The following is a 19,557-nucleotide window of genomic DNA, read 5'->3' as shown; positions in this document are numbered from 1 at the left end:
GCATCGCGAGCTGTTAGGGTGCCGCGGCGACCGTTCTAACTTAATTGTCTGATCAAATCAATAATCGCTCAGGACAAATTGAGAGGGAAATCAGTCGCGTGAAGATTGTGCTACGACAATTTTTCCTAATCTGCCTAGATGACCGAATAGGTGTCGCGCGCTGCGACATCATTGCTGTCGATGATACGAATGCGAGCTTAAAAAAACGTGCTCCCAATCACCCTGATCAACGGCCAGACTCCTCGATCGCCTGTTCGTCTAACGAGATACTTGAGCAGTGAGCAACGCTGGCATGTCAATCGAGTGGTTGGAACTTCCGGGCCCCCTGGATGAACTGCGTCTCATCGCCTTCCGTCACCTGCAGCACGACGTCGCCGAGCTCGTCGAGGGCGAATGCGCGAACGGCGCCCGGGCGAGATTCCGTGGCGCTGTAGAACCACCCGGCCGGCGTCTCCCAAGCGTTCACCACGCCCAAGAGGGCAAGGCCGAACATCGCCTTAGGGAACTGAGCCTGCAGCTCCTTCGCTTTCTCGATCGCCTCGAGCCGCGTGCCGACGGGCCAGGTGTCGATCGTCCGGTTGCTCTGGCAGAGTTCGACTCCGGTTTCCTAACCAGCTGCGATTCGCGGCGTCGGCGAACTTGCGCCCTCAGCAAACGGTGAGAATCCCTGCTGCCCGCAATGCCTGCCTCACAATTCCGCAAATTTGCGGAATGGAGACGATAGTGGAGATGGGTGAGGACGAGGCAGCAACGGCGGAGCAGAGCTCATTGACCATTCACTCACCCCGCGGACCTAGCGAATCTGGCGGGGCGCTCTTTTGCCATCTCGGGATAGAATCCCAGCCGGAGTCAGGCTGGGGGATCTTTAGAATTGATTATGCTGATTACCAGCGGCCAAAAGAGCACGGCGACAATGGCGGGGGCGACAACGAACTTGATGAAGAAGTCCATCCCAACAGTCTAACCGCCGGGGAATGCGGACAGCTCACCTTCCTCCGCTGCTTTCCTGAAGCCCGTGTTGCAGTGAATCGCTAGTTTGTGATTTCCATCGCTGCACGGCGATTTCGCTCGTTCATTTCTTGAGCGAAGGTCAAAGCCTTCAATTCTGACTCGGACACAGAGGCATGGGCTTCGGAGTGAAAGAGGCCAATTTCGGCGCGAGTGCAATGCTTGCTTAGCTGATCCCTGTCGATCGACCAGGCAACGAGAATTGCTGCGATGACCGCGAGCCAAAGTGCGTTACGCCGATAGAATGGGATCATATTCATGCTGCTCACAATAGCAACTAGGCGCACTGGGACCAAATAATTCACGCCCTCGCCGTCCGCCATCCTACCTGAATGCTCACCCACCTCCGCTACGCCCTGGCGACGATCTGCTTCGGGGTTGTGCCAGCAGAGCACAATACGGGTTGACGGTATGTTTATTGCTCGGCCCTCTGCACAGGAAACATAACACCACTTAGGGTCTATCGATGGAACGCGACGACAACGCAAACGCCCTCCTCAAGCGGAATGCCCTGATTACCGACGCCGAGATCGAAGATCCGGCCCAGTCTAAGAAAGAGGCTGAGCGGAAAGCGTGGGCCGAACGCCGCGAATTGCGGCTGCGCGAGAAGCGGCTTTACCCTCCACGATGATCGCAACGGCATCTCCGCGAGTGTCACGAGCTCAGACACCCCGCACATCGACGCTCACCGTGTCCCATCAGTGACGCAGCTCTAAACCGCATCAACGCGACTCGGCGATGTCGCGGGAGCATCGCGAGTGTGAATACATGAGGCAGAACTTCACCATCCTCGGTATTGCTGGCGTCGCAATCCTTAGTGCCGTTAGCATCGCATATCTCACTAATTCGCCTTTTCAGTCGTTGGCAACACTTGCGTGCGCGGTCTTTGGGGGCCTTCGCAGCAATTATCGCCGAGCAAACTTGAATGTCTTTGCCAGTCGCATCCGCCTTGCGACAGTGTGGATGGTGAGCGGGATGTAAAACAACGTCCCAATTAACCCCGCCGCGTGAGTCGCGTCCCGGCGCGGGCGCCCGTCTTCCGCACCGCTTTTTGCGGCGTTTTCGCGGGGCCGGAATTCACGAGCGGCGAGTTATGCTATGCCGCGGCGGCGCGTTCATCGACCAAATCGCACCCACCCTCACCGAAGAGAGATGAAGACGGAAACTGCGTGTAAAGGGACAACATGCCTGTAGACGAGGACGACTCGGTGCGATTAGCAGCCGCCAAATTGTGGACGAAGTTTGCCATTTGCGGCATCATTGGCGTCGCGCCGCTCCTGATCTCGTGGTGGCCGGTAGCAGGTACACTGGTATTCGGTGGATTAGCTGCGATCGCTGTGGCTCTCGCCGCAGCACGCGGCAGATTGGTGCGCAATAGCTTTCGGAAGCCCCGCCTGGACCCGACCGCCCCGGAATCCGGCGGCTAGGTCTGCTTTCGCTGGGGAGCGGCGAGGGTAGAATGCGGGGATGGGAGCAGATTCGGTCATTGCGTTCTATGGCGTGCGCTATGAAGTCGGCGATGCTGACGAGGTAGACGCATTGGAGACGTCGCAAGATGAACGGTTGCGGATCGCGAAGCTCGCCAAGCTTCAGACCTGGTGTGGCCGAACCACAGACGGCGAACCATATCATCTGCTGGTCGGAAGAAAGCTAGGAGCGTTCGGCGTCCAGGGAGAAGTCAGTCGCGACTACAGTGCGGATGACCTTGCCGCCATTGCTCGAACTGTTGATGAAACCCTTATAGCGCATGGCTTCGTCGGTGAACCGCGATTCTGGTTTATTCTAGAAGCTCAGTACTAGCAATCGCCCCACCCGTCGCCAGCGGGTATAGTGAGGGACATGTACACATTCTCGGAAACCGCCGACTACACGTTTCGCGTGGCTAACAGTCGGTTCGGTTTCGTCGATCGCGAGTGTGACGGTTACGGCCGAAGCTGGTCCGACACGCATCTCGAATTGGGTAGCCTTGGCACTTTCGAGATGCCAGTCTCAGCCGCTACGTGCTGGGCTGTTGTAGCCATCGTCATCGTTACATTATTAACAACCTCTGGATGGTTAGCGTGCCGGCGTGCCAGCGTTGGCGGCGCTCTTTCAGAGCAATCAACCCGCAAAGGAAAAGGCAAGTTTGCGGCCGGGGAGCGGGGCGGTAGAGTGGCGAACACAACTTCACGAGTCCGGACACGCCGCACGCTCACTGCCAGTGCCACGAGGTCAAGCGAATGGAACGAGATGTATTCTGGAAGATCATAGATGATTCCCGTCGATCAGCTGAGGATGTTGAGGACGTCCCCTCGGAAGTAGCCTCGCGACTGGCGAAGTTGCAAGCGGACGAGATCATTTCCTTTAAGCAGCACCAGTGGGACTTGGACGCCGAGTCGTACCGCTGGGACCTGTGGGCAGTTGCTTACATCGTGAACGGCGGCTGCTCCGACGATCTCTTCGACTACTTTCGGGGCTGGCTCCTGGCCAATGGAAAGAAGAGATTCGAAGCCGCGTTGGCTAATCCCGAGGTAATCGGCAAGTGGACCGAAGAGGAAGTTGAGCTCGAGGATATGCTCTACGCTGCTGATGACGCTTACCAGCAGGTTACTGGAGAAAAAATACCAATCGGCGCCATCACAAACAGCCGACCGCCGGAGCCCGTCGGTGACGCCTGGGAAGAGGACGACTTGGAGTCAATGTACCCGAAGCTATGGGCTAAATTCGAATAGCCTCTCGCCTTCGCCGCCCGCAGGGATGAGCCCTTCACAGTCGCCAATCGGCGAGTGGAATATCCCCAACTGCAGATTGTTACGTCGCCTGTCGTTACGAAGGCTCCAAGCGGCTGACCACGCGAGGGGCCTTTCTCGTGCGCGGAGGGGACGCCACAATAGTCGCTCAGTACACTATTACTTCCTCGAAAGCAGGCGCCGCGTCCCGTAAAGCTATCCCGATTCTGCTGCCGAAGCTGAGGGCGGGAGGAGCAATGGCGACCAGTCAGCACCGGTTTCGATTAGGAGAAATTGAATACCTATGCATGATGGTCCGGCACGAAGGCGAGTACGTCGCGGAGTACACCTGCCCGGTTTGCGATCGTAAGTTCACGGCCTCCCGTCGCTTCGCCAGCGAGCGCGAAGGCACCATCCGCATGCTCGCCGTGATCTACAGTGAGCACCACGTTCGGGTCCACCTGATCCCCGATAGGGGCAAGTGATAATCTGCTAGCACAAACGCTTCAGGATTGAACGATTCAGACACCGGCACGGGCGATCGCCTGGCTCGCGAGACGCTGATACTTCCCGAGCGAGTAGCGCTGGCAAACATCCTTGATTAGGTGCAGCCGACCGATGGAGAGCTGCAGCACTGTCGCGGGATCGATCTCAAGGGCTTGGGCTTCCTTTAGCAGTTTCAGGTCTTCCGCTGACTCGCACACGATGTTGCGGCCGGCGAGAAAGATTTGGCGTGGTGGGTATTTGTCGTACACGAGACCGCTCCATCAAATGTGCCAATCAAGTAGCGGCATAATCTTGACGCTGGGTGACCGAAATCGCAAGCGAGTCTGAAGTCGACCTCGCCAGCGCCACGCTCGTGCGTCTGCGGCGGTTGGCGACTACTGAGTCAGGTTCCGCCAGATCGCCTCACTGGGCCCTGGGAGCGTCTTGATGTCGATGCCACTTTGATCACTAATTGGGCCTTTCCGAGGGATTACCGCTGAAACGTATCGCGGATGACGTTGAGAGTTGCCATCAAAAGGCCGTCAGCCTCACTATGATCGGTGACATTCCGCTTCGCCTGCCGCCAACAGCACGCGTCCGAATCGCTAACGAGTTGAACGCTGAGCAAGATCCGCGATCATGTCTGCCATCTTGCCTAAGCCGTAAGCCCGGCATGCCGAACTGATCTCCCCCAATCGTTCGCCGCTATGCCGGTCGCTGGACCGTCTATCACAGCAGATGCCGTGTCCCTCTTGGAGCATTGTGCGATCAGACTCAGTGCGGCACTCGATTGTGCGACTTTCAAGTTCGATCGAGAACGTTGGGTTTTCCATTAATCTACCCCCCCGAGTGTGCCCGGTGCGCGGGACTTTGCCGAACGATTGGTACGATTTACCATCCTAGGCGACAATCTCCGCTTTCGGTCGACTTAATTCGACGATGCGGTTGGAATTGCGGGTATAACCGAGAGAGGCAGCTTCGCCGCCACGATTCGACTTTAAGGCAGGACTCTGAGCCGGATGCTCTCATGTCTACGCATGCGAGCGTCGAAGGATGCTAGGTGCGTCCACCTTCTAACCCCCCCCGGCAAGTTATGACTTCTCCGACTAACCTAGCGATGCTGGTTTTGGCTATTTGGCTGATCCTTTTCGGCCTGCTGACAACGCCCATGCTGGGCTTTGGTTTCTCGCACAGCGGCGACGTACTCGGCGTGTTGGCAATTGTGGTGGGCGCGTTGCTAATCGCGAAACGCTAGATCATTTGTGCTCGGAGATCACCAACTCATCCCTCAGGAACATCATGAAAAGCCAAGTTGAGCTGTGTCGGGAGTCGAGCGGGGCATCGTGCAGTGAAGCACACATCGCCGGATGCATAGCGGCGATCGCCGTGATGGCAGTTTTCGTGGCCGCCAAGCTCTTCGGTTATCTGCCGGCGAGCATGACTACTTCGAGAACTATGGTGCTACCCGTGCTCGCCTACGGCATCGTGGGGGGAGCAATGCTTTGGAAGCTCGGCCGAGCCATCAAGCGGGCGAAGCTGACCGACGAGGCCGCTATCGCGGTCGGCCCACCTGCGTCAGTCTGAATGTTGTAATGGATGTGATGCGTGCGGCACGAGGGTGAAGTTGGCGCGGGCCATGGGGCTGCGATTGCCGCTTCGATCTGGACCGTTCTTTTGCGAGCCATGTACAAATTAGGCGAGCGAGGCAGCATGCTCACAGGTCGATCCGATAACAGCCGCTCGGTTGCCATCTTGGTAATCCGCAAGTGACTGATCGATCGATCTCTCAGCGCTCGCAACGCTCCGTAAAGCGCGGTCAACCTGTATCACGTTGCAATGAACGCTTGCTAGATCGACGACCAGCATGCCCCAAAAGCTGTCACTGGGGTGGACGAGCAGCACGCCCGCGTAGTCGCCGTCAGTACTGACGAACCAGCCGATGGCCTGCGACTCATCCGGCATGTTGACGCGAATTCCCCGGCATAGAGCGACGAACTGCTCTTGAGTGATTCGATGCGAGTGGCTTAAAGACGCGGTCAACATAGTGCAGCCTCCGAAGGAGTGCGTAGTCCTCGGCAATCCTTGCGCCGGTTGAATTCTCTGCCTGCCTCTACTGCAAAAACTCAGTACTCGGGCATTCCCACCCGTTACCTAGCGGTGAATGAAACGCGAAGGCCGCAAGGTTCCACGCAACCGCCCGACCAACTGGGGTTTCAAGCCGGCCAACCAACTAATGCAGGAGATCGAAGAGGGCGAGCCGATCGATCTCGACGACTGCTGCCCGGCGGCGGTGGAGCGTGTGGCTGCTGATGCTCGGCGTGTTCGTGTGAAGCGGGATGTGATTCCGTTCCGGGCGAAGCGACGATAGCGATGAAAATGCACGCCGGAGGGGGCAGCCTCCGACATGCTCTTACTTGCCGTCGAGGTAGGCCATACCCGACGCGGAGCCGAGTATTGCGACGCGCGACGATGCAGCCAACAGCAGCAGATGACGTTATCGACAGGTTGCCGATTGCTTGCCGGCGGCGCAGTCCGCGAACCAGCACGATCCACCAAGCCGGCCGACCTCTGGGCACCGATCAGTTGGCGGGCTTGGCTTCACGCACTTGGAGATTGGAATGATACGAGCCGGCTGCGAGGAGGCATCCCCCCAGTGGAGGGAATTGTGATCTCTGACGCCCCGCTGCGTGCCCGAAGCGGGTTGCTTTGCGTCGGACTTAGCTCAGAGATCGCGACGTGTTCGACTGGAACTATCCGCCGTCTGCTCTGATGCGGGGTACGCCTCAGCCAAATACCCGCCCGGGCGCAATGCCATGCTCTTGCACTTCGTGCAGCGACCGCTGGCGTAACAGGCCTTACAAGAGCGACGGTTGGCCGGATGCTCGGAGTCGGCGGACGGAAACGACCCGATGCCTTCGCAATGGGAGCAGCGACCCGAGCTATTGCAGGTCGGGCAAAACGTATCAGCCATCTAGTTGCCTACGGTGAGGCGTGGGCTGAACTTGGCAGGCGATGAAGATTCAATCGGCCGGAGCTTAGAGATGCGACCTAGGTTGCCAAGCGGTGTCAGCGGAAAGCAGGGGAACTATATACAGCACACAGGGAGCCGACACCCCCCAGCGGAGAATTAATGTGATCGTCCGAGGCGATCCCTAAGCACCCTAATGGCATTCCGAGCTTCTCGAAGTTCGTTGATAGCGGTGGCCTGGGCGCTAGTAGCATCCGTGACGCCTTGCGTCGTCGCAATGAGCTTCGACATGGCGATGTCAATTCGTGATTCCGCGGCAATCAGCAGCGATAGTTCGTCAGCATCTACATTACGGCGGTGTTGATCAGTTCCCATCCTCCTATCCTCGTGTGGATTGAGGCGGAACTCCAGTGATTAGTCCCCAGGAATCAATTTTGTCGGTAAACCCCTGAGCGAGCACATGCCTGCAGACGAAGGCATGCGGCGGATGCGTCAAGCGTTCGTCTTGCGATCTATCGCCGCGAGTTCGCTCGAGATCGCGTCGTAAACTGCCCGAGCCGAACGCCAGTCGAGCGAGAACTGCAGGTAGGTTTGAAAATAGAAGCGACGCTCCGCATTATTCCGCGCGCTGCGATGCCCGAGGCACGATCGCTGGGCACTGAATTCGCGGACTTCACCATTGCCAGCGCTGCACGCTGAGCAAGCCGGAGCTCGCGGCGTTGGTCCAACTCGGTTGTACTCATGAGAGGAATTTAAGGATGGGCTTGAAATCCAGCTAGATCCACGTGGTGCCAGTAGCGGCAATTGCCTGGCGGTCCGCGGCTAGCCGCTGAGAACGCCGGCGGCCGTTGCGAGGTGGGACTTGGACCAAAGTGCAACGGCCGACCGGCGAGGCAGGATCGGAAAAGCGGAGAGCCGGTTCAGGGCGACTCCCCGCTCTTGATGTTCGCCTCATCTAGTCCCAGCCAGGAGCAGCGTTGAGGCGAAGCGTCGAACTGGATCGGTTAGAAGTCGTTCAACAGCTAGTTGCTCGGAGCAGCGCCGCCAGGTGTCGTCTGTCCGCTAGTCGTCCCCCCCGTTCCGGGGGCAGTCACCGGATTTGACGAACCGCTCGTTGTGTCGTTAGGAGCAGGCGCTTCCGACTTTGAGCAGCCGCCGCATAGCGCGACGCTAAGGAGCAGCGCGGCAAGTGATCGCAGCAGTTTCACGTTTTGACTCCTTGGAATCTTAGGTTCGGGCTGCGAAGCAAATGCGAACGCTATGCCGAACACTTCTTAACCCTTTGGAGACGCACCAATGGCGATGGGCAACAAAAAACCACGGCCTCCCCGCGAAGGCTGATACGCCAATGGTGGCCGCCGATTTCAACAAGTAGCAATAACAGGCGATCGATTGCACTTTCTTCGGCGACGAATACTGACCCGACGGCTACTACCGCGCAAGCGACACCCTGCGGCTCAGCAGTTTGGCGGCCGAAGCCGTGGAGTCGATTTGCTCGACCGGACTCCGCAAATTTGCGGAGTCACTTCTCAGTCGTCAGTGCGAGCGAGAACACCGAACGGCTTATCCGCAACGGGGAGTGGGGAATTCTCTTCGTCTAGTCCTGGGAGCCTAACACCCGTTACGCCTCACGGATGGGGCGTAGTTGATGACACGGCGGCCCCAAGTCGAAAGGCTAATAAAGACGAAGGGCCGCCGCGCCAAACGAACTGTATTGATGATGAAATGCGGATGCCGCGGCAGTCCGACAAACAGGGAACGGATTACCGCGGCAGAGCCACAAAAGATTGTCAGAGCCGATTAGTGGGCGGGCGGTGGCGGATTTTCGCCCGATTGCTCAACCGTCGTCTCTGAAGTTGTCGTTGTTTCGCCGTTTGGCGTCGAAGTCGTCGTCTCGGTCTTAGTCGATGCCTCTTTCGAGCACCCGGTCAAGCCGCCGACAGAAACGAGCCCGGTCAACACCACTAGCGAAAGAAACCATTTCATCGTTAAGCCTTTCAATTGAGGAACTAGAAACATGGGCAAGTGCCCCGGAAACATGTTAATTATCCGCCGCGCCAATCCCCCTCCAAGTTGCACATCCATGACATTGATTGGCGCGGCGGGTTGCTGGAGTCGTCATGCCGAGGCAGCCCCGCGCCAAGGTAGGAAACGCAGGGCCGCCAGCATGGCATAGATATCTAAGGCCGCTTGCTTGACGAGATTGAGAGCTTTTATCCGCGTCAGGGAAGCTACATGTTTCAGTCACTCAAATGCGACGAAAGCAGCGCCGCAAAATGGTGCTGCACTTCATGCAAAACAATGTCCGGGCACCGAGAATCTTCCACCCGTAGCAGCAAGATGCGACCAGCCTCTTGGATGCAAAATTGGTAGCCGCGGTACGTGAAATCGATTTGAGCGTTGTGTCCCTGACCGCTGAACCCTTGATAGGTACCGCCGAGGCGGTGGACCTGCATTCCAATGTCCTGCCAGGATTTGGTCAGCACGAATTCGGCAAATGTCCGCGGTGCAGGCGGAGAGAGGTGAGCGACAGAAGCGACCATATTTATATTCCTTGAGCGGTTCTGGACCGCATTGACTGTGAAGACTCCGCGCTTCTAGGCAGGGAAATGGGGAGAGCAGTCGCAGAAAGGATCATCGGTGGGCGGTATTACGAAACACGCTGCGACTCTGCTGTAACCAGCTAAGTGATGCGATGCGAACTCCGTGCCAATCATCAGACAGCGGTTGAGGACATACCGTTGATCTGCTTGCGCCAGGCAGCGGCCCGCCGGCCTTCCTCCAATCCAACAACCCGATCCGCTATAATGGCTTCCCGCCAAAACCCTCTCTTCTCCCGGAGTCTCCCCATGAAACCCCTCTGCGTGTTACTCGTTGGCGTCGTTGTTGGTTGGGCCGCGTCGGATATTGATTGGAGCCGCGAAGCGGTGGGAGAGGAGCAAGGTACTAGCCAAAACCTAGACGCACTGGTGCCAGCGCCGAGTACATCGGTTTACGGTCAGACTGGCAACATTCCTGCAACGCCGCCGCAGCTTAGAGGGCACGCCACCGGATCGCCGTTGATTGGCCGCTTTCAGGTCTCGGCATACGGCTCGCCCAATGGGCATGGCTGCTACGTCGTCGATACGACAACTGGTCAGACGTGGCACGTAGCTAACGGCCAGCCGCCGCAATTTGTGTCGCCGACACCAATCAACTCTGCGCCAAGCACGCAGAATCCCGTTTCGAGCGATGCGTGGAATGGACCGACACCCGTTGGCCCTCCTACGCTGCAAAACCGGGACTAACCCCAGCCCCAAATGCTAAAAGCCATCCGCTGCACCTTGGCGGCGATTTGCCTCGCGGCGAGCGTGGGCTGCTTGGTGTTGTGGTGGCGGAGTTGGCGATGCCCTGAGGCACGCTACGGACCTTCGCTGGCTCTACCGAGTCGAGCGGCCTATTTAGAATTCTGCGATGGGTACGTATTGGCAATGCTCATGCCGGAAGATGAATCGCAAGCATACCTCGCAAGATGGGAGCGTTTCCCCTTGGCGGGTAAGAATCGCGTTCATTCCAGTGTGGATGCCTGGAAACTCTACGCTCCGTTCCTTGTCAGACCAGATGCAGTTTTCCTGCCTTTGTGGTGGGGTTCTCTTATCTTCGCCCTCGCCGCCGTCGCGGCGATTCGCATCGGCCGCCAATTCACGTTGCGGTCGGCGTTGCTGGGAATGAGCGTCGTCGCCGCGTTGCTGGGGATGGTGGCGGCGTTGTAGCTTCCCGATTGCGCCAGAAATCGCGTCGAAGCCATACTTTGGGCGACCGCGATTAGTTGGTGCCGTGTGAGTTAACTGCAGGACCAAAGCTTTCAGCCAAAAGCGAAAGCCCGGCACAGCAAGTCGCCGTACCGGGCTCTTGATAGCCTACTTACGAGACTGCGGTGAAGTCGCAGGCTGCGTTGCACTTGCAGTCTTCGGAGCGGCGTTCAGTTGCTCCATGATCTTCTTAGCTTCCGACATGTGCATAGTTGTCATCTTCTCTCCTTCAGCGATTAGCTTCTGAAGGTCAGGTGAAGCAAACGAATTGCTGCCGCGAAGGTGTGCCAACATTCCGACATGCGCTCCAAGCTGCTGCCCAATGAAGGCTTGGTCGAACTCCGCGCCTTTGTACTGACTAAGTTCCTTTTCAGTTAGCGACAAACACTCACTCTTGACTGCCTGCATGAGTGCGGTGGCGCTCTTGGAGTGTCCGATCGGTTGCGAACGGTCTGCACCGCCATTTGATGGATTGTCACTCGACAGTTGCAAGTTGGCGACTTCAGGTGCCGCCTTCTCGATCATTGCCACCGCCTTGGTGTGAGCTGCAACCAGCGTTTTGGCGAATGCTTTTACTTGAGGATGCTCAGCGTGCTCCTCAGCGAACTGTGCGAGTGCGATCTCTTCACGGTTTCCCAAAAGCATGCACGTCGCGATTTGTTGGTCGAGGTTTGTTTCGCCGCTGCCAGCTTTCGCCTCTGCGGCGATGGAAACGGGCGCGAACGCAATGGCGTAAGCGAATGAAAACGCTACTACTGCTAACGAAGTAAGTCTCATCTCACACTCTTTCTATACAACAGAGGGGTTTGCGTCTAAGCCCGCAATTAAGTGTGCAGAAAGACCTTTCTTGAATCGCAGCCGCTGATTTGTAAGTCTTTGGAAGAAATCGGCGATAGCTGCGTGCATCGATCTAATGGCAGGACGATCGTAGGCGTGCAAGGCTTATGCCGCTATTAGTTGACTGGCTGGCGAGTCGCGAAACTCGCATCCAGGAAAAACAACCGACTAGTCTAGTTACAGCGTCCGACAGAATGTGGTGCCGATCGACGCAAACTGAACGTGCGCCGTCCAAACAGTTATGCTCAGACGGTCGTTCCACCTGCTTCCGTACTTTCCAACGAGCTTAAAGTTGAGAAGTGGCGTAAGACCTTATCCACCACAGCGTCTGGACACTCGGCGTCATTGACAGTTAAGTTCAGACCCGCCCCGTCGCCAACGATGCAGAACTCATAATGCTCGTAGTCAAAAACGAGAACGGTTTCGGACTCATCTGACATGAACAAGGTAATATTCGCCCCCTGAAGTCGCTCGGTGTGGGGCAGAATCGCTCGAAAGGAATGCGCGTAACCTAATTGACCAATCTGGCGTTTCCATAACGGAGGTAGTCGGGATTGGAGTAAGTCCATAACACAATTTTCCCATTCCAGATGATCGCGGCGGCGTAGCACTTCTATTCTTAGGCATCTCTCGTCGCAGATGTGTTTAATTCCGTTCGGATTGAGTCAATTGCTACCAACTCGCCAATCGCAAGTCTGACGCATTACTCAAGCTTCGTACTCCATTTCCGCTCCACTCCTTAGTTGTTCTTAGATTGCAATGACCCTTTCGGGGTACACGCTGTATTTATTAGTGATTTAATTAGCAGTTTTGTCTGTCTTTTCCCGAGTTCTCACCCAAGAATTGAGCCTGAAGCAATTCGCTTTCACCAAGGATGAGAATGCACTACCAAGGTTTGCTGGAATCTCCCTATCCGCACATCTCTCCCCGTAAGTTCGCGGAACTTCCGTTCTCGCGAAGTTGGCAGGATATGTTCAGCCAGCTTGAGCAGTTAGACGGGTGCCAAATCGTAAGATTCACCGGTGAGGATCGAGATACGTGGATTGTATTCGACTATCGCGGTTTTGAATTTGGCATGCACGATCGTGGCGCGATCATTGAATTCACGGTGAGCAATTACGACTGCCCCGAAGACTTGCTCAGCGGCGTCCTACACCACTTCTCAGAGTTCCTGTCGCCGAGCATGAGCGACTGACCGGCAACGCCGGAAAACCACGCCAACCCACTTAAGATTGACACCACTGCGGCGGGTTGGCGTGGCGGACCGGTAAGCCCCTGGCGAGAGGCCGCCCCCGCATTTGCAGTTTGACTTCGGCTTCTACAAACGAACCGAGGGCAAAGTGGACAAATCCAATGGGGCCTACCCCATCGAAAACTGCGGATACACGGCTGGTGGCGACTACTACGACCTAGCAATCTATCGCCAAGACGGCGCATTCCACGCCCAATGGTGCTGCCGACGTTGCCGCACCCAGGCTGCAACAGCTCCCCGCAGGGAGTGGAACACTGCCAAGCAGGACGCTCAGGACGCGATCGGCGCTCACCATTTCGAGAAGCACACGCCGGGCTTAGTGTCGCGGGCGGCGTTCAACTGAGCGGCGATCCCGACGCTCATCTTCCCCATCGGGCGCCCGTTACCCATGGGCGCCCGCCACCCGCATGGACGCCGCTTCTCCGCCTAACCATCTACAAGACTTAGTATTCCACTCTATTCCGACGCGCGTGTATTGGGCGCCCGTTCTCGCGGCCCAATAATCACACCAGCGAGTCGGAAATGGAAATCTGTAAGCTCCGCGGCTTCACGCCGCCAACCCAGTGGCGCGAAGCTCGCCAGCAATTTGAGCGACCGCTTTCACTCATCGCCTTGCTCGCTTTCGACGGGTCCGAAGGGTCGCTCCAATGGATCGAGGTTAACGGCTTCCTGCTTCGCCCAACGAACCCAAGCGTCAAACGGCACGTCTGATTGCCATTGCAAAGTCCCGGCGGCCTGTTTTTCCTCCATCGCTGCAATGAAATCTTTGATGTCATTAGCCACTTTCCATTGGACCGCCATCCGAGTTAACTCTGCAACACGTTCGGCGTGCTCTCCGAAGAGCTTTCTTTCACGCTCCGGCGCTTCTCTCAGTTCCCGATCTTGCTCGCACCTATTAGTCCACTCCACTTCGGACTCGTGCTCTCTAGCGGCAACCAAGGTAAGTCCGATAATAATTTCGTTAATTTGCGACTCAAGCGATTTGATGCGAGATTCCGTCCATGAGTAATTCCGGTCATAGGTGCCTACAACTTGGAACTTTAGTTTCCCCGAGTAATCGGAAGTGTTTGACGTGAACTGATCTCTTTCAGATGCTCGTGCTTTTCGCTCTCGAATTATGAACTCCACGGCGACTCCAAAAAGCCGTACCTCTCCCAACGCAACGATCTCAAATCCACGCTCACTAAGCGCTTTAAGTAAAGCATCCAAAAAAAGTAACGTTCTGCGATGCTGTTGCTTTGATACCTCAATACATTGTTCGCACGCTTCTTTACTGAGCGGCGCGCGTCTCTTGCTTTCAGCGGCAACGAACGGGTGGGCGTCCATCAAATCGTCGCTCACTTTCACAACCGATTCAGGCCGTCTCTCCGCGGCAATGCGATTTTCGACTTCCTCTCCAATTCCTGTATGTGGATACAAATCAATTTCGGAAGTGTGACCAGATGAAAGTTCTGCTTGGCTCAAGAAGGTTGGGCTATACTCCACACTCTCATCTGCGGTGGGGCGTGGAAGTTTGACAACCTTCACAGGCTTTCCCACCGCCTTCTTTGCCCAGTAGCCTCGCGGCGGCATGGGGATGTCTAAGCGGCGACATAGCTTCGCGATTCCAACGTCGGAGATTCCTAGCTTCGCTGCTAGTACCCGTCGTGGCTCGGACCAGACGAGGCGATACAGTTCGGCACGTTTGATCGTCTGCACTGTCAGCCCTCCAGGACCTTAAGGAATGCGCCTGTGAAGATAATCATGAGCGAACTCAAAAGCCAATTACCGCGCTGAGGTTGCAATTGCCCCAAGTATCCCGCATACTGTCGATCGTCGGCGTTTAGCTGACCCGTGCCTAAGAAACACGGTTAGGACAGGAGACAGTTCGATGATTGCCACATCAGGCCGAAGGCCCGCGCGCGCAGGTTGCCATTCAAGCTTTGATCCGGGAAGCCGGGGAGCGAGATGGCGACGGGGGATCCTGTCCCCTTTCTTACTGCGTTCGCGGGCCTTCGGCCTTTTCTTGCGCTATCGGACTGTCAGAAGCGCCCTCGTGAACGGGGGCGCATGGCGTCCCGCGGGGGCGCTCTCTTTCACCGTCAGTCTCGACGGCGCCCTGGGAAAGGATACATCCCATGGCTCTTACTCTCTCTCTCCTACGTCGTTTCGAGTTGCATCTACTCGTGCTGCGAACGTACCAGCCTCGCAAGCGAGGTAAGCCGGCGCCGAAGCTCCACCGACATCCGTTCCGGAAGGACGACTTGTTGGAGGACTCGCAGAAACTTCGCGACACCGGGCACACCACAGCGGCAGCAATGACCGCTCGCGTCGAGATTGAGCGATTGTTGACCGTGCTGGCGCTCACGCGCGATGACTTCGGCGACGAGTGGCGGGGCATCCAACGAACGGCATCATGGTTGAACGACCAGAACGTCATTCGTAATAAGACATACAAGATAGTGCTGGAAGCGGCGGCTGTCGGCAATATCGCGGCGCACGGAGGCGAGGTTGTCGCCACGTCTCTAGACACTATGTATGGCGCCATCAGCTCCCTTCGCCACACGCTCCGTCGCAAAGGCGTGGCCGGGTGGGAGAAGGGAGGTGTCGCATGAGCCGCAAGCACATCACCAGCAGAGTGGCCGAGCTGAGAAAAGAAGGCTGCACCTCCGAGGAAATCGCGAAGCGACTCGGTTGAGTGGTCCAAGTGGTGCTCTTAGTCCGTGAGGCTCAGGAGAGCAGGCGACGCGAACGAGGGGCGAAATCGGCCCCCGTATCGGTGACTCCCCCAAAGGCTCCAAGACCGAACGCCGTGAATGCAGGCTTCCTCAAGCCGTCGAAGCCAACCAAGCCCGCCAAGCCAGCCTTAGGCCCCCGCTACCTCCCGACGCCCGATGAGATTCGGGAGCAATGCGAGAAGCTTCAGGCCGGATGGTCGGACATGGAGCGACGCTACCGCTACTTAACCGCGAGAACGATAGACGGCATCTCAAGCGTGCTCGATGCTCCGTATGCGTTCCCGAGCGTCGATCAGTCGCAGCTCTGCGTTGACTTCAGTTGCGGATGATTCCGCAAATTTGCGGGATTTAGAGGCAGCCCCGGCGGGCAGGCCGGGCATCCTCTGCGTTGCCGTAGTTAGCAGTGATTCCGCAAATTTGCGGAGTCGGAAGCCAGACCCGGCGGGCAGTAGGGCTTTTCCTCGTGTGCGGGGGTCGGTGGCTATACGCTAGCGGTCCCCACTGACGTAAACCCGGAAGTCGGGTGTAGGATCTCGCCGCGCCTCTGCCGCACTAACACGAATGATGTGTATAGTCTGCCTCCGAATCCACAACAATCGCTTTCGTTCTGCGTCCCGTTTGTGACCAAGGGGCTTTGCCATGGACTTCATACTGGGGTTCGCCGATGACGCGTCGTTTGAAGAATTTGTCGGCGTTCCATCCTCGGCAGGCGTAACACCTGGGTACGACGAAAGTCGACCGACGCCAACTTTCGCGGAACTGGAATCACCTGAGCCGGTTCTCAGTGCATTGCTTGTGGAGGCGAAGTCGCACGATGGCAGGGACCCTCGGTTCTGCGCCAACGCCGTATGGTACGGCTACAACGGCCACCCCGGGCTCAAGCCTCGCCTGCTAACTGTCGTTGGTTGGGAGCGTCTGGACGGGCGCCACGACGTGCTGTCTCGTCCAGAAACGTACGATGTTGCCTACGAGACGATTTATGCCGCCCTTCCCGATTGCCGCGACTGCAATGGATGCTGGGCCCGGACGGGGCCAGCTGTTGGGGAGTAGCGAGTCGTATTTGCCGAGCACCCTGCCCGGCATTTGAGGTCAGGACGTAAGGGTGGCCGCCAAGCTCCGGGAGAGACGAGTGAACCAATTTAACACGCTAGTCAACGCAGTGCGTGCGCACGGTGGCTTTGCTACGACGGAGCAACTTAAAGCAGTGCGTCCCAAGTTGAAGAACATTATGGCGCTGTCGGTTAACGCAGTTGACGTTGGAATCGCCGTCTGGGATGAGTCTCCAGACGGCGTTCAGGAGCTTCGGTTGACCGAAAAGGCGTTGGTCATGATGGCCGGCCCTGGCGCGAAAGCCATGACGACCGAGCAGCTAATCGCTGCAATCAACCGTGGCGAGAGCTTAGTCGGTCACACAATTGTAGTAACTAAACGATAGATGTATCTGGTTCCGGTTTCTATTTCAGGAGTGGTTCTATGTCTTCGTATACTGAAGAAGTCGCCTCGATGGCGCAACAACTACAATCGCTGAAAGAGCGGGGCTGGGACAATCCCAGCGAGGACGACATGACAGACGTTGCCAATTTCGTGTCTAACCTGCAGCATCTGGAGATGGTGGAAGAGGATCCTTGCGAGGATCGCATGAGCGAGGTTTCGGCATTTGTTGCCAACCTCGGGATCATTGCGGAGCGGCACGTGGATGCCACCGAAGACCGCATGAAAGAGGTGGCGGAACTTGTGGAGAACCTCGACGCCGCTGACAAGGCAAACGCGGCTAGCAGGCCGTTGCCGACAATGAAAGCGAGCTACTACTGCGCCAAGAACGACGCCCCTTACTCGGTTGAAGTGGAGATGCTCGACCGAGTCGATGTTTACATGCCGGAAGGAGTGGATGGTGGTGATCTTCTCAGTGCCACGTTCGCCGAGGCGATGTCATTCATTCTCAAGCAGTGGCCGAACGCCTTGATTGGAGGATTCAACGACGTGCCTAACGACGAGAGCACGTGCGGTGGGGCCGTGTACGAGAACCGGGAAGCAGTAGGCAAACTCGCCGCCGTCCCGGCTGCAAGCATCATCTGGCACTTTAGAGAGCCAAACCACGAGGCGGCCAAACAAGCGGCGTTCAGTAAGTGATCGAACGTCCCTAGACAAATGGCTTTTCACCCCGGCGTCACTAGTTGGCGTCGGGGTTTTTCATGCGCTGATGACAATCGCGACGGTTAAAAGAACCGCTGCTCTAAGCTGCCACGAAAATAACCATCCAATATCTAGTCGACTTGGAGTCAGTGACTCCAAAGTGCGTCTCCAAACGGCACTAATCGGCGCGTTTGGGACGAGGTGAAATTAACTCAGAGCCTAGAAAAGCCGAGGTGTACGGCAATTGCGAGCAGCACGCTACCCCCTTAGGAAACCGCTGCTCTATCCCCTGAGCTACGAGGGCGGGGGTCGCGTTTTTACGAGTCAAATGCGATTTGCCGGCAGGCCTTCAGTAAGCATGTGACACCCGATTTGACACCTTCTCAGGATTCCGTAGCATTAACGCCATATAACGACACCCGGCGGCGGTCACCGTCGGGTGTCATGACACCACCCAAAGGATGAGGTGATGGCGTGGCTTATTCTAGTCGGCCTAGTAGGCCCAAGAAACCCCGTGCGGATTTCCCACTCTTTCCCCATGCGTCGGGCAGATGGGCAAAGAAGGTGCGGGGCAAGTTTTGCTACTTCGGGAAAGTTGAGAGCGATCCCAAGGGCGCGGCGGCACTGGAGTTGTGGCTTTCTCAGAAGGATGAGCTGCTCGCTGGTCGGATTCCTCGATCCAAGAGTGTTGGACTGACGCTGCACGAGTTGTGTAACGGGTTCTGTGAGGCAAAAGAACGACAGGTTGATTCCGGTGACATCGGACGGCGAATGTTCACGGACTACCACGCTGTTTGCAAGATCCTGATCGACTGTTTCGGCAAGCAACGAGCCGTGGACGACATTCGGCCGGAAGACTTTGAGAAGCTGCGTGCAAAGCTGGCGAAGCGCTACAGTGCGATCGCTCTCGGCAATCGTGTTCAGCGCATTCGATCGGTATTTAAGTACGGATACGAAGCAGGGTTGCTTGAGAAGCCCGCCTTATTCGGCCCTGCTTTCAAGCGACCAGCGAAACGTATCATGCGATTGGAACGGCAGGAGAAGGGGCCTCGCATGTTCGAGGCTCGACACATCCGCCGGCTCCTGAAGGCGGCGCCGCAGCCACTCCGGGCGATGATTCTTCTCGGTATTAACTGCGGATTCGGGAATCACGACTGTGGCTCGCTCCCGCTATCTGCTGTCGATCTAATGAGCGGCTGGATTAACTACCCGCGTCCCAAGACTGCAATTGAGCGACGTTGTCCCTTGTGGCCCGAGACTGTCGCCGCTCTGCAAGAGGCAGTCGCGCAGCGGACGAAACCCACGGATACTGCGAACGACGGTTTGGTGTTCGTCACCAAGTATGGCGGTCCCTGGGCGAAAGATACGAGTGATAATCCTGTCACGAAAGAGATGCGGAAACTCCTCAATCGTCTCGGATTTCACAGGCCCGGCTTGGGGTTCTACGCGCTCCGACACACGTTCGAGACAATCGCTGGCGAATGTAAGGACCAAGTGGCGGTCGATGCGATCATGGGGCACGCCGATGCGAGCATGGCAGCTCATTACCGAGAGCGGATTAGTGATGAACGACTGTTGAGCGCCTCGAATCAGGTAAAGGAGTGGCTGTTCCGGAAGGCCATAACAAACTAGGTCGTGGGAACGGCAAGAAGAACAA

The 19,557-nt window shown here is 57.0% G+C and carries 22 protein-coding genes; 15 read left to right on the top strand and 7 right to left on the bottom strand.

Translation table 11 applies throughout. The annotated features are described in order from the left end of the window. Positions 1-295: 295 nt before the first annotated feature. Both ACQY7R_RS06820 and ACQY7R_RS06815 read right to left on the bottom strand, forming a co-directional pair. A complete protein-coding gene (locus ACQY7R_RS06820; RefSeq protein WP_428304841.1) occupies positions 296-493 on the bottom strand; it encodes a hypothetical protein in 198 nt (65 codons plus the stop codon). 538 nt (positions 494-1,031) lie between these two features. Beyond that, a complete protein-coding gene (locus tag ACQY7R_RS06815; protein WP_428304840.1) occupies positions 1,032-1,268 on the bottom strand; it encodes a hypothetical protein in 237 nt (78 codons plus the stop codon). 206 nt (positions 1,269-1,474) lie between these two features. On the opposite strand from ACQY7R_RS06815, the gene ACQY7R_RS06810 reads away from it, so the two are divergent. From ACQY7R_RS06810 to ACQY7R_RS06795, 4 genes are all read left to right on the top strand, one after another. After that, positions 1,475-1,639, top strand: a complete 165-nt coding sequence (locus tag ACQY7R_RS06810) for a hypothetical protein (RefSeq protein ID WP_428304839.1) — start codon at positions 1,475-1,477, stop codon at positions 1,637-1,639. Positions 1,640-2,475: 836 nt separating this feature from the next. Then, the gene (locus ACQY7R_RS06805) at positions 2,476-2,808 is read left to right on the top strand and encodes a hypothetical protein (RefSeq protein ID WP_428304838.1); all 333 of its coding nucleotides are present in this window, start codon (positions 2,476-2,478) and stop codon (positions 2,806-2,808) included. A 419-nt stretch (positions 2,809-3,227) separates the two neighbouring features. After that, positions 3,228-3,719: a DUF4240 domain-containing protein gene (locus tag ACQY7R_RS06800; protein WP_428304837.1), complete on the top strand. Its 492-nt coding sequence runs from the start codon at positions 3,228-3,230 to the stop codon at positions 3,717-3,719. Positions 3,720-3,973: 254 nt separating this feature from the next. After that, positions 3,974-4,201, top strand: coding sequence for a hypothetical protein (locus ACQY7R_RS06795; protein ID WP_428304836.1), 228 nt, complete (start codon positions 3,974-3,976; stop codon positions 4,199-4,201). 36 nt (positions 4,202-4,237) lie between these two features. On the opposite strand, the gene ACQY7R_RS06790 is transcribed toward ACQY7R_RS06795, so the two are convergent. Then, on the bottom strand, positions 4,238-4,471 hold the full coding sequence (locus ACQY7R_RS06790) for a hypothetical protein (protein ID WP_428304835.1): 234 nt from the start codon (positions 4,469-4,471) through the stop codon (positions 4,238-4,240). Positions 4,472-5,295: 824 nt separating this feature from the next. On the opposite strand from ACQY7R_RS06790, the gene ACQY7R_RS06785 reads away from it, so the two are divergent. Both ACQY7R_RS06785 and ACQY7R_RS06780 read left to right on the top strand, forming a co-directional pair. Next, on the top strand, positions 5,296-5,457 hold the full coding sequence (locus ACQY7R_RS06785) for a hypothetical protein (protein WP_428304834.1): 162 nt from the start codon (positions 5,296-5,298) through the stop codon (positions 5,455-5,457). A gap of 134 nt (positions 5,458-5,591) precedes the next feature. After that, entirely contained in the window at positions 5,592-5,786 is a 195-nt protein-coding gene (locus ACQY7R_RS06780) for a hypothetical protein (protein ID WP_428304833.1), read from the top strand. Positions 5,787-5,894: 108 nt separating this feature from the next. Here the strand turns inward: ACQY7R_RS06780 and ACQY7R_RS06775 are convergent, their stop codons facing one another. Next, positions 5,895-6,245: a hypothetical protein gene (locus ACQY7R_RS06775; protein ID WP_428304832.1), complete on the bottom strand. Its 351-nt coding sequence runs from the start codon at positions 6,243-6,245 to the stop codon at positions 5,895-5,897. 118 nt (positions 6,246-6,363) lie between these two features. On the opposite strand from ACQY7R_RS06775, the gene ACQY7R_RS06770 reads away from it, so the two are divergent. Then, positions 6,364-6,570 carry a hypothetical protein gene (locus tag ACQY7R_RS06770; protein ID WP_428304831.1) on the top strand — a complete coding sequence of 69 codons (207 nt, stop codon included), beginning with the start codon at positions 6,364-6,366 and terminating at the stop codon, positions 6,568-6,570. A 2,840-nt stretch (positions 6,571-9,410) separates the two neighbouring features. On the opposite strand, the gene ACQY7R_RS06765 is transcribed toward ACQY7R_RS06770, so the two are convergent. After that, positions 9,411-9,713 carry a hypothetical protein gene (locus ACQY7R_RS06765; RefSeq protein ID WP_428304830.1) on the bottom strand — a complete coding sequence of 101 codons (303 nt, stop codon included), beginning with the start codon at positions 9,711-9,713 and terminating at the stop codon, positions 9,411-9,413. Between the two features lie 933 nt (positions 9,714-10,646). Here ACQY7R_RS06765 and ACQY7R_RS06760 point away from each other — a divergent pair. Further along, positions 10,647-10,922, top strand: coding sequence for a hypothetical protein (locus ACQY7R_RS06760; protein ID WP_428304829.1), 276 nt, complete (start codon positions 10,647-10,649; stop codon positions 10,920-10,922). 147 nt (positions 10,923-11,069) lie between these two features. Here ACQY7R_RS06760 and ACQY7R_RS06755 read toward each other — a convergent pair whose 3' ends face one another. Continuing rightward, positions 11,070-11,738: a DUF4142 domain-containing protein gene (locus ACQY7R_RS06755; protein WP_428304828.1), complete on the bottom strand. Its 669-nt coding sequence runs from the start codon at positions 11,736-11,738 to the stop codon at positions 11,070-11,072. A 940-nt stretch (positions 11,739-12,678) separates the two neighbouring features. On the opposite strand from ACQY7R_RS06755, the gene ACQY7R_RS06750 reads away from it, so the two are divergent. Further along, positions 12,679-12,993 carry a hypothetical protein gene (locus ACQY7R_RS06750; protein ID WP_428304827.1) on the top strand — a complete coding sequence of 105 codons (315 nt, stop codon included), beginning with the start codon at positions 12,679-12,681 and terminating at the stop codon, positions 12,991-12,993. A 145-nt stretch (positions 12,994-13,138) separates the two neighbouring features. Then, entirely contained in the window at positions 13,139-13,393 is a 255-nt protein-coding gene (locus tag ACQY7R_RS06745) for a hypothetical protein (protein WP_428304826.1), read from the top strand. Positions 13,394-13,650: 257 nt separating this feature from the next. On the opposite strand, the gene ACQY7R_RS06740 is transcribed toward ACQY7R_RS06745, so the two are convergent. Beyond that, positions 13,651-14,748 (bottom strand): hypothetical protein, encoded by a 1,098-nt coding sequence (locus ACQY7R_RS06740; RefSeq protein WP_428304825.1) that lies wholly within the window; start codon positions 14,746-14,748, stop codon positions 13,651-13,653. Between the two features lie 419 nt (positions 14,749-15,167). On the opposite strand from ACQY7R_RS06740, the gene ACQY7R_RS06735 reads away from it, so the two are divergent. The 5 genes from ACQY7R_RS06735 (at position 15,168) to ACQY7R_RS06715 (ending at position 19,532) form a co-directional block, all read left to right on the top strand. After that, entirely contained in the window at positions 15,168-15,644 is a 477-nt protein-coding gene (locus tag ACQY7R_RS06735; protein WP_428304824.1) for a hypothetical protein, read from the top strand. Positions 15,645-15,841: 197 nt separating this feature from the next. After that, entirely contained in the window at positions 15,842-16,096 is a 255-nt protein-coding gene (locus ACQY7R_RS06730) for a hypothetical protein (RefSeq protein WP_428304823.1), read from the top strand. Between the two features lie 800 nt (positions 16,097-16,896). Then, a complete protein-coding gene (locus ACQY7R_RS06725; RefSeq protein WP_428304822.1) occupies positions 16,897-17,202 on the top strand; it encodes a hypothetical protein in 306 nt (101 codons plus the stop codon). Between the two features lie 38 nt (positions 17,203-17,240). Continuing rightward, positions 17,241-17,897, top strand: coding sequence for a hypothetical protein (locus ACQY7R_RS06720; protein ID WP_428304821.1), 657 nt, complete (start codon positions 17,241-17,243; stop codon positions 17,895-17,897). Between the two features lie 567 nt (positions 17,898-18,464). After that, complete coding sequence (locus ACQY7R_RS06715; protein ID WP_428304820.1) at positions 18,465-19,532, top strand: tyrosine-type recombinase/integrase; 1,068 nt, start codon at positions 18,465-18,467, stop codon at positions 19,530-19,532. The last annotated feature ends 25 nt before the right edge of the window (positions 19,533-19,557 follow it).

The organism is Lacipirellula sp., assembly GCF_965279485.1.
Lineage (GTDB): Bacteria > Planctomycetota > Planctomycetia > Pirellulales > Lacipirellulaceae > Lacipirellula.
This window is presented reverse-complemented; position numbering and strand designations above follow the sequence as displayed.